The following is a 13506-nucleotide window of genomic DNA, read 5'->3' on the forward strand; positions in this document are numbered from 1 at the left end:
TACGGCGGCGGGGATAGGTCAAGCGGTACTGCTGGTGTGCGTGGGGGGCCGTTGTGCCGGGGTCGGGGGGTGCCCGTCGGTCACGACGGCGGCTGCGCCGCGGACGTGCGGCGGCGCGGGTCGGGTACAGCTTATCGAAGGAAGGTTCTGCGGCGACATAGGGCGCACAGGAGGCGCACGATGCGTGTCGCCGGCCTCCCATGCGCTCCGGACCGGTCCGGCGGGGGCGGCGCCCGTCTCTTCGGCGCGCGGCGGGACTTCGCAGGCGGGACCCGCACCCCGTGGGGCGCGGGTCCCGTCCGACGGTCCGTCAGGCGAGGCCCAGCTTCTCGGCCGCGGCGGCGGCGTCGACCGGTACGGTGACGGGCTGCGGGGCGCCCGCGACGGCCCAGTCGGGGTCCTTGAGGCCGTTGCCCGTGACGGTGCAGACGATCTTCTGGCCGGGGTCGACCTTGCCCTCTTCGGCGGCCTTGAGCAGACCGGCCACCGAGGCCGCCGAGGCGGGCTCCACGAAGACGCCCTCCTGGGCCGCCAAGAGGCGGTAGGCGGACAGGATCTGACGGTCGGTCACTTCGTCGATGAAGCCGCCCGACTCGTCCCGGGCCGCCAGGGCGTAGTTCCAGGAGGCCGGGTTGCCGATACGGATCGCGGTGGCGATGGTCGCCGGGTCCTTCACGATCTCACCGCGCACGATGGGCGCGGACCCGGACGCCTGGAAGCCCCACATGCGCGGGGTGCGCGTGGCGACCGCGTCGCGCGCGTACTCCGTGTAGCCCTTCCAGTAGGCCGTGATGTTGCCCGCGTTGCCGACCGGCAGCACATGGATGTCGGGGGCGTCGCCGAGCATGTCGACGATCTCGAAGGCGGCGGTCTTCTGGCCCTCGATCCGGACCGGGTTGACCGAATTGACCAGGGCCACCGGGTAGTTGTCGGAGAGGCCGCGGGCCAGCGTGAGGCAGTCGTCGAAGTTGCCGTCGACCTGGAGGATCTTCGCGCCGTGGACGAGCGCCTGCCCCATCTTGCCGAGCGCGATCTTGCCCTGGGGGACGAGGACGGCGCAGACCATGCCGGCCCGCACCGCGTAGGCGGCGGCGGAGGCGGAGGTGTTGCCGGTGGAGGCGCAGATGACGGCCTGCGCGCCCTCCTCCTTGGCCCGGGTGATCGCCATGGTCATCCCGCGGTCCTTGAACGACCCGGTGGGGTTGGCGCCCTCGACCTTGAGGTGCACCTCGCAGCCCGTGCGCTCGGAGAGGACCTGCGCCGGGACGAGCGGCGTGCCACCCTCACGGAGCGTGACGACTGGCGTCGCGTCCGTGACCGGGAGGCGGTCCCGGTACTCCTCGATGATGCCGCGCCACTGGTGGGTGCCCTTGCTGGTCATGGGTCCTTACTCCCCTTCAACACGCATGATGCTGGCGACACCGCGCACGGTGTCCAGCTTGCGCAGCGCCTCGACGGTCCCGGACAGGGCGGCGTCGGGCGCGCGGTGGGTGACGACGACGAGGGATGCCTCGCCGTCCGGGTCCTGTCGGCTCTGCTGGCGGACCGTATCGATGGATACGCCGCTTTCGGCGAAGACCGTCGCGACCTGGGCGAGCACGCCAGGTTTGTCGGCAACGTCGAGACTGATGTGGTACCGCGTGACGACCTCGCCCATGGGGCTGACCGGCAGGCGGGTGTACGCGGACTCGCCGGGGCCGGTGGTCTCGCCGAGCTTGTTGCGGCACACGGCGACCAGGTCGCCGAGGACCGCGGAGGCGGTCGGCGAGCCGCCGGCGCCGGGGCCGTAGAACATCAGCTGCCCGGCCGCCTCGGCCTCGACGAAGACCGCGTTGTACGCCTCGCGGACGGAGGCCAGCGGATGGCTGAGCGGGATCATCGCGGGGTGCACGCGGGCGGTGACGGACCTGCCGTCGGCGGCGCGCTCGCAGATCGCCAGGAGTTTCACTGTGCAGCCCATGCGCCGGGCGGAGGCGATGTCGGCCGCGGTGACCTCGGTGATGCCCTCGCGGTGCACCTCACCGATGCCGACCCGGGTGTGGAAGGCGATCCCGGCGAGGATGGCGGCCTTGGCGGCGGCGTCGAAGCCCTCCACGTCGGCGGTCGGGTCGGCCTCGGCGTATCCGAGGGCGGTGGCCTCGTCGAGGGCCTCGGAGTAGCCGGCGCCGCTGGTGTCCATCCGGTCGAGGATGAAGTTGGTGGTGCCGTTGACGATGCCGAGCACCCGGTTGACCTTGTCCCCGGCGAGGGACTCGCGCAGCGGGCGTACGAGCGGGATGGCGCCGGCCACGGCCGCCTCGTAGTACAGGTCCCTGCCGTGCCGCTCGGCGGCGGCGTGCAGGGCCGGGCCGTCCTGGGCGAGCAGCGCCTTGTTGGCGGAGACGACGCTGGTGCCGTGCTCGAAGGCGGTGGTGATCAGCGTGCGGGCGGGCTCGATGCCGCCGATGACCTCGATGACCACGTCGATGTCGCCGCGCTCGACCAGGGCGGTCGCATCGGTGGTGACCAGGGCGGGGTCGATGCCCTCCCGCACCTTGGAGGGCCGGCGGACGGCGACGCCGGCGAGTTCGACCGGCGCGCCGATGCGCGCGGCGAGGTCGTCGGCGTGCGTCGTCATGATGCGCGCCACCTCTGAGCCGACCACTCCACAGCCCAGCAGCGCCACCTTCAGCGGACGCGTACGCATCATCCGACCTCGTTTCTCATACTTCTGATGTGTGGACCAGTCTCACTCACCGGACGGGCGTTTCTGTCACCCGTCCGGATCCTGAGACCTCTATTTCATCACCCGACATCGAGGCGCAGGAGATCTTCCTCCGTCTCGCGCCGGACGATCACCCGGGCCTGCCCGTCGCGCACGGCGACGACGGGCGGGCGCAGGGCGTGGTTGTAGTTGCTCGCCATGGAGCGGCAGTACGCGCCGGTGGCGGGCACGGCGATCAGGTCGCCGGGGGCCAGGTCGGCCGGCAGGAACGCGTCCTTGACCACGATGTCGCCGCTCTCGCAGTGCTTGCCGACGACCCGGACCAGCATGGGGTCGGCGTCCGAGCTGCGCGAGACGAGGGAGACGCTGTACTCGGCGTCGTAGAGGGCGGTACGGATGTTGTCCGACATGCCGCCGTCGACGCTGACGTAGGTGCGCAGGCCCTCCAGGGGCTTGATGGTGCCGACCTCGTAGAGGGTGAAGGCGGTGGGGCCGACGATGGCGCGGCCCGGCTCGACGGAGATGCGCGGGGTGGCGAGCCCGGCCGCCTCGCACTCGCGGGTGACGATGTCGCCGAGCGACTTGGCGATCTCGTGGGGCTCGCGGGGGTCGTCCTCGGAGGTGTACGCGATGCCGAGCCCGCCGCCGAGGTCGATCTCGGGCAGTTCCACGCCGTGTTCGTCGCGGATCTCGGCGAGCAGCTGGACGACGCGCCGCGCGGAGACCTCGAAGCCGGCCATGTCGAAGATCTGCGAGCCGATGTGCGAGTGGATGCCGACGAGTTCGAGGCCGTCGAGCGTGAGCGCCCTGCGGACGGCTTCGGCGGCCTGACCGTCGGCGAGCGCGATGCCGAACTTCTGGTCCTCGTGCGCGGTGGCGATGAACTCGTGGGTGTGGGCCTCGACCCCGACGGTGACGCGGATCTGGACGCGCTGGCGCCTGCCGAGCCGCTGGGCGGTGTGAGCGACCCGGGCGATCTCCTGGAAGGAGTCGAGCACGATCCGGCCGACACCGGCCCCGACGGCCCGCTCGATCTCGGCGACGGTCTTGTTGTTGCCGTGGAAGGCGATGCGCTCGGCGGGCATCCCGGCGTCCAGGGCGGTGGCCAGCTCGCCGCCGGAGCAGACGTCGAGGTTCAGCCCCTCTTCCCTGAGCCAGCGCACGACGGCGCGCGACAGGAAGGCCTTGCCGGCGTAGAAGACGTCCGCGTCGGCGCCGAAGGCGTCCGCCCAGGCGCGGCACCGGGCGCGGAAGTCGCTCTCGTCGAGGATGTACGCCGGGGTCCCGAACTCCTCCGCCAGCTTGGCGACTTCGATCCCTCCGACGGTGAGGGCGCCGTCGGCGTCGCGGGTGACGGTCCGGGACCAGACCTTCTCGTCCAGCACGTTGAGGTCGGTGGCCGGGGCGGTCCAGTGGCCCTCGGGGAGGACGTCGGCGTGGCGGGGTCCGGCGGGGTGTGCGGATCGGCTCATCGTTCTGCTCTGCTCTCTCGGCTCTCTCAGAGGTGTTCGGGTGCGCTGATGCCGAGCAGGGCCAGGCCGCCGGCCAGCACCGTCCCGGCGGCTTCGGCAAGGGCCAGCCGGGAGCGGTGGGCGGCCGAGGGTTTCTCGTCGCCGACGGGGAGGGGCCGGGCGGTGTCGTGGAAGTCGAGGAAGGCCGCGGCGACCGTCTCCAGGTGGCGGGCGAGCCGGTCGGGGGCCTGGTGCCGGGCGGCGTCGGCGAGGACGCCGGGGTGGTCGGCGAGGAGGGTGTGCAGCGCGGAGGCGGACCTCTCCCCCGCGGGGTCCGGTATCTGCTCCGCGGGGGCCGGCGTCCCCTCCCCGGAGGCGGGCCTCTCCCCCGCGGGGGCCGGCGGCTTCCCCTCGGAGGCGGGCCTCTCCCCCGCGACGGGAGGCAGCTCGCCCGCGACGGCGGACGCCTCCTCCGCGACGGAGGACAGCTCCTGCGGGGAGGCTGCGGTGAAGCCGAGCAGGCGGGCGCCCCGGGTGAGCGCGCGGGCGCGGGCGTGGGCGTAGCGGACCAGGAAGAGCGGGTTGCCCTCCGCCTGGACGAGGAGGGAGCCGTCGAGCGGGGCACGGTCGTGGGTGGCGGGCCGCAGCAGCCCCCAGCGGGCCGCGTCGGGACCGAGCCGCTCCAGCAGTTCGCCCGCGGTGGCCCCGGCGGGCACGGGCCGGGTCTCGCGCAGCGGGGCGGGCGGGCGTCCGTACGCGTCGACGGTGACGCCGAGGCGGGCCCAGTCCGGGTCGGGGGCCTCTTCGCAGGTCGTACGCACCAGGGCGCCCCGGGCGCGCAGCAGCCGGGCCACGGCGTCGGCCACGACCGCGGCCCGCACCTCGCGGCGGTGGTGCAGCTGGTGGACCTGCCCGGTGGGGCCGTCGGCCCAGCCGTAGCGGATACCCCGCCGGCCGGTCTCGTGGACGAGGGCGGCGCGGGCGGCCGCCTCGGCGGCGTCGTCGAGGTGGAAGTTCAGGAACCCGGGGCCGGTGATCTCGACGCGTCCCACGCCGGGCGCGGCCGTCATCCGCTCGCGCAGGATCCCGGCGACCTCCCGGGCGGGCAGCGCGGCCGGTCCGGCCAGCTGGAGGGCGACGGCGCAGGCGTAGTCACCGCTGCCGCCGGGCCTGGTCCGCTCCACCCGCACGCGCGCGGGCACGGGCGCGCGCAGGGCGTCCTCGTCGACCGCGCGGCGCACGGCGCGCAGCACGGTCCTGGAGAGATCGGCGGGGGTCACAGGACAAGCGTATGGGAGGAAGGGGGGCACTCCGCGACCCGTTTCGCCATGCGGTCAGAAGGGTAAGGGCGCCGGACGCCGTCATGCCCCCGGCTCCGGTGCGGCGGGCGGCCACCAGGGTCACCGGACGGTCACCCGGTGCTCACGCGGCGCTCATCCGCTCCTCACCCGGCGGCGCTCCCGGCCCTTCCCGCCCCGCGTCTGCCGTCGAGCGGCGACCGGTCCTCCAGCGGGGCCGTCAGGGGGCCCCGGCCGCGCGCGAGGCGGTGGACCACCCGCACGAGCTCCTCCGGGTCGAAGGGCTTCGCCACGAACGCGTCGACCCCGGCGGCCGCTCCCGCGTCCACCTCCTCGGACGTACAGGCGCTGACCACGGCGACGGGGAGATGGCTGGTGCGGGGGTCGGAGCGGAGGCGGGTGGCGGTCTGTATGCCGTCGAGCCGGGGCATGACGACATCGAGGGTGATCACATCCGGACAGATGTGGTGCACGAGATCGAGGCACTCGACACCGTCGGCCGCGGTCACGACCTCGAAGCCCTCCAGCTCAAGGTTGACCCTGATCAGCTGCCGGATGGCCTTGTTGTCATCCACAACAAGCACACGGCCGTACGCCCCTGACACCCCTTGAGAGTAGGTCGACCGGAGGAGCCGCGTCCGGGTTTTGGCCACTTCCGCCCCGGCGGGCGCCAGGCGCCGCACGACCGGAACCCACCCTGGCCCCGCCCCGGCCCCGGAAGACCGCGCGACCCCCTCCCCGGCTACGCGTCCCGGCTACGCGTCCCGGCTCCGCGCGGACCGTGATCATCTCCTCGGCGCGCATGTCCACGGGCACGCGGAAAACCTGGTGCCGGGCACCGTCCGGGAGCTGGTAGGGTTTCACTCGTCGCCGCCGAGAGCAGCGACAACGCCCCCGTAGCTCAGGGGATAGAGCATCGGCCTCCGGAGCCGGGTGCGCAGGTTCGAATCCTGCCGGGGGCACTTCGCAAGAAGTGCCGAAAAGACCCTCTCGCCAGTGGAAACACCGCGCAGGGGGTCTTTTTCATGTCCCCGTGCACCCGCCCTCCGACGCCGTCCCCGCCCCGCTCTCACCGAGTGGCGGTTCGCCGCACGGGCGGTCTCACTTCGGCCCATGGAGCCCGGGCCGCGTTTCCTTCCCGGTCCCGGCCGGCGCTGGGACAAAAAAGGGGGAGAAACACCTCCGCCCGGGCGGGAGGATGATGGGTAGGATCAGTAGCATGGGTGAGCCCACCGGCAAGTACTCGATCACCATGCCACGCGACATCGCCGAGGCGGCCAAGGTCCGCAGCGGGCACTCCGGTCTGTCCGCCTATGTGGCCGCAGCCGTCGCCCGCCAGATCGAACGCGACGACCTCAACGAACTCATCGCTGTCGGCGAAGCCGAGCACGGCCCGATCACGGACGAGGAGATCCAGTCCCTGCGTGATCAGCTCACGCGGGTGCGCCGCGAACAGGCACAGCACGGGACGAGCGCGGCGTGACCCGCTCTCCCGCGGTTCCTGGCGGCACTCTCGTCCTGGACAGTGAAGGACTGGCGAAAGCCGTCCTGCGTGACCGTACCCTCACCGGCTGGCTCGCCCTGGCCCGCGCCGACGACCTGCGTGTGATCACTTCCGCGGCCACCCTCGTCGAGGTGGTCCACCCCCGCATCAACCGCCCGGCCCTGGAATGGACACTCTCCCGTCTGGTCGTGGAACCGGTCACCGAACCGGTGGCCCGCCATGCCGCCGCCCTGCTCGCCGACACCGGCCTGCACGGCCACAAGTACGCCATCGACGCCATGCTCACCGCCACCGCCCTGGCCGCCCCCGGACCGGTCACCGTCCTCACCTCGGACCCGGAGGACCTCATCGCCCTCTGCGGTGGGCGCCTCACCGTCATCAGGGTCTGACCGCTCCGCCTCCGCCGGGTGCCGTGTCCGGGTCCTCCAGGTCCGCCGTCTCCGTGACGCTCCTGCCCCGGTAGCCGGCGGCGGGGCCGTCGGCGGGCCGCAGGAATCCGTGGAACTCGACGGGGTCGGGGAAGCGGTGGTCGTGCTTCACCAGCAGCTGCACCCGGTTCAGCTGCACTTCACCGACGTCGCCCTCGTTACGGGTGACGCGCAGCCGGTAGACGGGGTACGCGGCCGGGGCCGCCACACCGAACTCGCGTACCAGGAAGCGTCCGGGGAAGATCTCGTCGGTGCGCCGGTCGAGGGCGGTCCATGTCCTGCCGTCTGCGGACCCTTCCAGTACCCAGTCCCTCGGGTCGCGGGCGCAGTGGTCGTTGGCGGAGGTGAGCGTGTAGGCGGTGACGGCGGCCGGGCCGGGGAGGGTGAACTCCAGCCAGGCCCGCCGGGTGCGGGCGAGCCACTTGCCCGCGCCGGAGTGGAGCACGTTGGCCGCGACCTCTCCGGCGGCCCGGTACTCGTCGTTGGCCGTGACCCCGGCCACGGGCACCGTGCTGCCGATGAGCCGGGGCCGGTCCGTGGTGAGCAGGCGGACCCTGTTCAGCTGTGTCTCCGGCAGCCCGCCCCAGTTGCGGCCGATGTCGATCCGGTACGCCTGGTACGCCGTGGAGTTGACGACCGTGAACGCGCGTTCCTGGAAGCGTCCGGGGAAGGCCTGGTCCACCCGTGAGTCGAGTGTGTACCAGGTGGTGCCGTCCATCGACCCCTGGAGCCGCCAGTCCCGGGGGTCGCGGTCGCGGTAGTCGTTGCCGGAGGTGAGCGTGTAGGCGGTGACGGCGGCCGGTTCGGACAGCGAGAAGTCCAGGGTCGCCCTGTCGTCCCAGCCGAGCCATTTGCCCGGCCCGTCGGTGAGGAGGTGTCCGGCGACCTCGTCGGCCTCCGTGTGCTCGTCGCTGGCCACCACCCCGGCCACTTCCACCGGCACCGTGCCGCCGGCCGGGGGCACGGTCCGCAGGACCACGGATATGGAGGTGTCCCGCCGGTCGCGCCAGCTGATCCGTTCGACGGGGGCCCCGCCGTCGTCCAGGACCAGGCGCAGTGTTCCGCCGGCCGCCGGGCCGTGCGGGTCTTCCGTCTCGGTGGCGAAGACGCGCGCCCGGTGGCCGAAGGGCTTGTCGGCGCCGGCCCGGTACCGCCTTCTTGTGCCGCGGTACTCCTGCGGCGTCCCGTCGGTGGTGCGCCGGTGCCCGCGGAAGGCCGTCATGCCCTCGTCGAACACGACGGTGGCCTCCGCGCCGCCTTCGGACCGCCACGCCAGCTCCACCAGGCCGGACGGTTCGCCCCGGTCCAGACGCACCGTCAGCCGCTCGGCCTTCTGCCACCGCGTCCCGCCGTGGGCCCCGGCGTGGTGCCGGATCTCGGTGTCGTAGACGATCGCGGGAACGCCCGAGGTTCCAGGTGTGCCAGGGGTGTTCTGGCCGGGCCCGGTCGGGCGGGGGCCGGTCGTGCCGTGCATGGGACGCTCCATTGAGTCGTTCGACGGTTCGCCGCAGGCCCGACCGGTCGTCACCCACTGCCGGGTGGGCCTGGGCGACCACTCTCGCAGGGAGGTCTGACAGACCGGGTGGGCGACGACCCGCCGCACGGTCGCCGTGTGGCGGCCGGCCGGCGCGGGGGCGGGTTCTTCCCGCCCTCTTCTCTTCCTGCGGGCTTGCTCCATACTCGTTCCGTACCGGTTTCTGTGCGCACTTGCCCGCAAAGCGACGGATAGACGGATACCCGACGGGGGCCATGCATGACATGGAACGAGTGGGAAGAGATCAAGTCGGCTGTTCAGCAAGGGCAGTCGCCCGGCATGCGGTTGAACGGACTTCCGGGCGAGGGGGGTTCGGGCCCGGGGCCGGGTCCGTCCTTCGCTTCCGCGCCGGAGCGGAAGAAGGCCGCCGCCGACGCCATAGACGATCACTTACTCACCGACACCCTCGCCGCACGCAGGTGGGCCGAGCAGGGGGCCGACGCGGTGGCCGGCGCGTTGCGGGGTGTGGACGGGGAGGGCTGGGACACGGCGCGTGCGCTGGTGGAGGCCGCCGAGGTCCTGGGCCAATCGGTCAGCGGGCTCTGCCAGGAGCTGGCTACGCAGAGCGCCGCACTCCGCAGCGCCGGTGCGCTGTTCCACCTCAACGACCTCGACGCGGGCAGGGCGATCGGCGCTGTCGCCGATCGTCTCCGAGGTCCCGACGGTGACGGTGGCGCCGGCCCGGACGACGGTGGCGGCGGAGGCGGGTCCGACGGTATCGCAGGGGGCTCTGGAGGTCTCGGCATCAGGGCCGGGGCCGTCGGCGGGCTCGGGGGCCCGGCCGGGGCGGTGGGCGGGATCGCCGGTGCAGTCGGCGGCGGTGCCTCGGGCGGACTCGGGGGTGGAGCGGTAACGGGGGGATCCGAAGGGCTCGGGGCCGTGGCCGGGGGCGTCACCGGTGCGGGGGGAGCGGGGGGTTCGGCGGGCGGGGGCCTCGCCGAGGCGGTCGGCGGAGCGGGAGGCGGTATCGCGGGGGCGGGTGGCGGAATCGGCGGGGCGGGCGCGGGAGCCGGAGCCGGCATCGGCGGAGCAGGCGCGGGGGGCCCGGAGGGCGCCGTGGCGGGGATCGGGGCGGGCGCCGGAGGAGGCGTGGCCGGGGGCGTGGCCGGAGCCGGGGGCGGGGCGGGTGGCGGCGACGGCGGTGGTACTGCCGGCGGCAGCGACAGTGGTCCCGGGGGCGGTTCCGTCTCCGGTCTCGACGGGCTCTGACCAGGAGGAGGGGGCACATCATGCCGAGTTACCACGAGGTCATGTCGACGGACCTGTCGGCCCTGGTCACCGCCGCTGACGCATGGGACGCGCTGGCGGGCGGACTGTCGGCCACCCAGGACACCTACCGGAGCGAGGTGTACGACATCACTCTCGGTCCGGCCTGGGTCGGCGAGAGCGCGGACGCGGCCCGCAGGCTTTTCGGTGCGACCCTCCAGGAGTACGCGACGTTCTGCGCCCAGGCCGAGGGCGTGGCCGTCCTGCTCAGGGACGCACATGCCCAGCTGGTCCCGTTGCGCAGTGCGGTGGAGGCGGCGGCGAGAGAGGCGGTCGCCGCCGGAATGGCCGTCTCCGGCCAGGGGCGCTGCCGCCTGGACTTCGGCCGGCTGCCGGAGGCCCAGCGCACCGCCGCTCTCCACGACCCGGGGCTGCCCGCGGTCGAACAGTCCTGGACCGATCACATCGCCAGGGCGGTCGAGGCGGTCACCACGGCCGACACCGCGTTCGCCGCCGCGGTGAAGGGGGCGACGGCCACAGCCGGGCCGGCCGGGACCTGAGGCGTGACCGTCGCTCTGCCCTGGGGCAGCGGCATGAGCATTCCGGACGGCCGGACGGCCCGCCTCCACACCACGGGCATCGCCCAGGAATTCGACATGGCGGGCAGCAGTTCCGTCAAGCACTACGATCCGGGCTCGTCCGCCCCGAACCAGGATCCTCTGCCCGCGCCGGATGAGCCGGGGCGCGAGGGTGACCGCACGGACCCTGGCCGTGAGCAGCAGGAAGCGCGATAGAGGACCATTGAACAGCTCCAGCAAGATCGCTTCCGGCGAGCGGACCGTGCGCAGTCGGCGCATGCCGGTCGCCGTCGTGTCGGCACTCCTCGCCTGCGTGGCCGCCGCGATCGGTGTGGTTTCCTGCGTCGCCGACGACGTGTCGTCGGACCTGTCGGACCAGGAGATGACCTGCTGCTGGGAGGACGGCGCCACCCCTGCCTGGATGAGCGGCCAGCTCGGTATCCGTATTCCGGAGGCGGCCTCGGACCGTCGTGCGGGGTACAAGACCGGGCAGCGCTACGACACCGGTCTGCTGTCCTTCGTCCTCCCCAGCGAGGAGGCGGAGACATACACCGGCCGGCTCATCGCGGTCGGTACGGAGATGATCGGGAACTCCCATCCCAAGGAGAAGGACTACCGCCCTGCGGCCGCCTTCGGCCACCTCGGACTGCCCGAACCGGAGACGTTCGTCCAGGGCCCGCGGAAGTCCAGTCTGTGCCCGGACGGCCTGGCGACGCCGGAAGGCAGGTACCTCCAGCGCTGCGTCGATCTTTTCACCCACGAGTTCACGCCCGGCACCACGCGGATCTATGTCCGGTCGACCATCGAACCGTCTGTGACGCCTCCGCCTGTGGGCAAGGCTCCGTAGGGGCCCACGGCCCGCCAGCCCCGCATCTGGGTTCCCTGGATGCGTTCGGGGCGAGTAGCGGGCGGCGGAGGGTGCGGGCGTGGCGGAGCCCGGGAGTCGTATCCAGCTCCCGGGCCCCTGGGGATGCCACCCAATTGCGCTCGCCGGCGCCGTTTAAGAGTGCGGATCAGTCGTCATACCGTCGCGTTCTGCCTTTGAACTACCGTGGCAGGAAAGAGCCACAGGCCGGATTCGAACCAGCATTCAACGGTGTTCGTCCGCACCCGGTCGATCCGGCAGTCGGTGGCGATGCTGAATCTGGAGCGAGAGTCTGAGTGTGATCACGGCTGCCTCTGTCCATGTTGGGCCACCCCGGCGTGTGGTGCCGGGGGGAGGACTCGAACCTCCACCTTGACCGTGTCTTCAGGCTGAACGTCAGTTTCAGCTTGCGCTCGTCACGCGGGCCGGACCTCAATTCCGGTCCGCGTCAGGTCGCGCGACCCCCACGTGATTGACGTGGGGGCGTCTGTGGGGCTGCCTGCGGCGTCAGCGGCCGAACAGGTAGCCGAACACCGCCTCGCCGACCCGCTGGTCGGTCACCTCGGTGCCGTTGGCCTCCTCGCGGGCGAACTTCACCGCGTTCTGGAGCTTGACGACCCGCTCCAGCAGTTCGTTCACCCGTCGCGCCGGCAGCGCTCCGGAGAACTTCACGGTGGTCCAGTACCCGATGGGCACGTCCTCGTAGTACACGTCGACCTGGGCCGGGTGCTTGTCGGTCGCCTCGGCCTTGACGTGGTTGCGCGGGACCTTCTTCGTACGGATGGTCCGCACCGGGTCGGTCTTCCACCAGTCCGTGGACGGGTCGTGCGACCAGGACTCCGCGGCGTCGAGCGTCGGGAGCTTCTTGACGAAGGTGTGCAGATCGGTGAGCTGCTTCTCCAGGAACAGGAGGTAGCTGACGGGGACTTCGGCGACGACCGTCCGTCCGTCGACGACGACGTCGGCGCGGGCCGAGCAGTTGGCCCAGTCCTTGGTCGCGGTCACGTCGAACAGCCGGGTCAGCGACGCGGCCATCTCCCGCAGCACGTCCTCGCCCTGCACCTGGACCCGCGCCGACTCGGGCGGCAGCTGCTCGCCCTCCTCGTCCTTCGGCTGGTACGTGCGCGAGATCCCGGCCAGCAGTGCCGGCTTCTGGACCTGGTGGTGGGCCGCGGTGATGTCCTGGAGCGCCTTGCTCTTGACACCCTTCTCCACGGCGATGATCTGGTTGAGCTTCGCCACTTCGCCCCCTTCGAATGGCGCCAACCTATCTCAGGGAACCCCGTTCTTTCATACGGGTTTTCGACCGCGGCGGGTGAACCGTGGCAGGCGGGGGCGGTACCGGCCCCTACTCCTCCGGCTGGTCCGCCTCGCGCTCCGGGTACGTCACCCGGCCGCGCCCGTCGACCTGTGGTGCCGCGCCCCACGCGCCCAGTTCGTGGACGCGCGGCTCGCCGGTCGCCATGATGTGCCGGACCGTCCAGCCGCGTGCGGTGAGCGTGTTGGCGATCAGCAGGCGGTGGCAGCGCCACGGCATCGGCTCGCCGCACATGACGGCGACGCGGTCGCGGTCCGCGAGGGAGGTCAGACGGGTGATGCCGCGCTCGTAGTCGGGGAGCAGGGTGTAGTCGGCGTAGTTCTTGAAGCTCGCGTTGCGCCATCCCGCGTTGGTCTCCGGGTCCACGTCCTGTTTACGCCGGCGCCCGCCCAGCTCCTCGAAGTACACGTAGTCGATCTCGGCCGTCTCCAGCCAGTCGCGCATGGTCCCGGCGGAGAACTGCGGACTCCGGCGTGATCCCGGGTGGGCCCGGACATCGGCCAGTGTGTCGATGCCCTGGGCGTCGAGGCGGCCGATGAAATCCTCCTCCGGGCACGTCCAGTGCCCGACCGTCCAGATCTCGCGCATCCCGTCCCTCCCGTGCCCGTGTGACGGGGACA

At 72.3% G+C, this 13506-nt stretch carries 14 protein-coding genes and 1 tRNA gene; 7 read left to right on the forward strand and 8 right to left on the reverse strand.

The window, feature by feature from the left end:
• Positions 1-310: 310 nt before the first annotated feature.
• The 5 genes from thrC to CP967_RS10085 form a co-directional block, all read right to left on the reverse strand.
• Entirely contained in the window at positions 311-1381 is a 1071-nt protein-coding gene (gene thrC / locus CP967_RS10065) for a threonine synthase (protein WP_150487649.1), read from the reverse strand.
• Between the two features lie 6 nt (positions 1382-1387).
• Positions 1388-2689 carry a homoserine dehydrogenase gene (locus tag CP967_RS10070; RefSeq protein WP_167535358.1) on the reverse strand — a complete coding sequence of 434 codons (1302 nt, stop codon included), beginning with the start codon at positions 2687-2689 and terminating at the stop codon, positions 1388-1390.
• 95 nt (positions 2690-2784) lie between these two features.
• Positions 2785-4176, reverse strand: a complete 1392-nt coding sequence (gene lysA, locus CP967_RS10075; protein ID WP_150487650.1) for a diaminopimelate decarboxylase — start codon at positions 4174-4176, stop codon at positions 2785-2787.
• A gap of 26 nt (positions 4177-4202) precedes the next feature.
• The gene (gene nrtL, locus CP967_RS10080; RefSeq protein WP_150487651.1) at positions 4203-5435 is read right to left on the reverse strand and encodes an ArgS-related anticodon-binding protein NrtL; all 1233 of its coding nucleotides are present in this window, start codon (positions 5433-5435) and stop codon (positions 4203-4205) included.
• Between the two features lie 164 nt (positions 5436-5599).
• Positions 5600-6106 (reverse strand): response regulator, encoded by a 507-nt coding sequence (locus CP967_RS10085; RefSeq protein WP_150491777.1) that lies wholly within the window; start codon positions 6104-6106, stop codon positions 5600-5602.
• Between the two features lie 237 nt (positions 6107-6343).
• Between CP967_RS10085 and CP967_RS10090 the strand changes: the two genes are divergently transcribed.
• From CP967_RS10090 to CP967_RS10100, 3 genes are all read left to right on the forward strand, one after another.
• Positions 6344-6415 (forward strand) — tRNA-Arg (locus tag CP967_RS10090).
• Between the two features lie 257 nt (positions 6416-6672).
• Positions 6673-6936, forward strand: coding sequence for a CopG family transcriptional regulator (locus CP967_RS10095; RefSeq protein ID WP_150487652.1), 264 nt, complete (start codon positions 6673-6675; stop codon positions 6934-6936).
• Positions 6933-7346 carry a PIN domain-containing protein gene (locus CP967_RS10100; protein ID WP_150487653.1) on the forward strand — a complete coding sequence of 138 codons (414 nt, stop codon included), beginning with the start codon at positions 6933-6935 and terminating at the stop codon, positions 7344-7346. The genes CP967_RS10095 and CP967_RS10100 overlap by 4 nt, the downstream gene beginning before the upstream one ends.
• On the opposite strand, the gene CP967_RS10105 is transcribed toward CP967_RS10100, so the two are convergent.
• The gene (locus CP967_RS10105) at positions 7336-8859 is read right to left on the reverse strand and encodes a discoidin domain-containing protein (protein ID WP_150487654.1); all 1524 of its coding nucleotides are present in this window, start codon (positions 8857-8859) and stop codon (positions 7336-7338) included. The genes CP967_RS10100 and CP967_RS10105 overlap by 11 nt on opposite strands.
• Positions 8860-9138: 279 nt before the next feature.
• On the opposite strand from CP967_RS10105, the gene CP967_RS10110 reads away from it, so the two are divergent.
• The 4 genes from CP967_RS10110 to CP967_RS10125 are packed head-to-tail and all read left to right on the forward strand — an operon-like array spanning position 9139 to position 11550.
• Positions 9139-10128 carry a hypothetical protein gene (locus CP967_RS10110; protein WP_150487655.1) on the forward strand — a complete coding sequence of 330 codons (990 nt, stop codon included), beginning with the start codon at positions 9139-9141 and terminating at the stop codon, positions 10126-10128.
• 20 nt (positions 10129-10148) lie between these two features.
• Positions 10149-10685 (forward strand): hypothetical protein, encoded by a 537-nt coding sequence (locus CP967_RS10115; protein ID WP_150487656.1) that lies wholly within the window; start codon positions 10149-10151, stop codon positions 10683-10685.
• Positions 10686-10688: 3 nt separating this feature from the next.
• A complete protein-coding gene (locus CP967_RS10120) occupies positions 10689-10919 on the forward strand; it encodes a hypothetical protein (RefSeq protein WP_229888187.1) in 231 nt (76 codons plus the stop codon).
• Positions 10920-10926: 7 nt separating this feature from the next.
• A complete protein-coding gene (locus CP967_RS10125) occupies positions 10927-11550 on the forward strand; it encodes a hypothetical protein (protein ID WP_229888186.1) in 624 nt (207 codons plus the stop codon).
• A 525-nt stretch (positions 11551-12075) separates the two neighbouring features.
• Here CP967_RS10125 and CP967_RS10130 read toward each other — a convergent pair.
• Positions 12076-12810, reverse strand: a complete 735-nt coding sequence (locus CP967_RS10130; protein ID WP_150487657.1) for a DUF7873 family protein — start codon at positions 12808-12810, stop codon at positions 12076-12078.
• Positions 12811-12916: 106 nt separating this feature from the next.
• Complete coding sequence (locus tag CP967_RS10135; RefSeq protein WP_208838865.1) at positions 12917-13474, reverse strand: DUF488 domain-containing protein; 558 nt, start codon at positions 13472-13474, stop codon at positions 12917-12919.
• Between the last annotated feature and the right edge of the window lie 32 nt (positions 13475-13506).

It is taken from the genome of Streptomyces nitrosporeus, assembly GCF_008704555.1.
Classification (GTDB): domain Bacteria; phylum Actinomycetota; class Actinomycetes; order Streptomycetales; family Streptomycetaceae; genus Streptomyces; species Streptomyces nitrosporeus.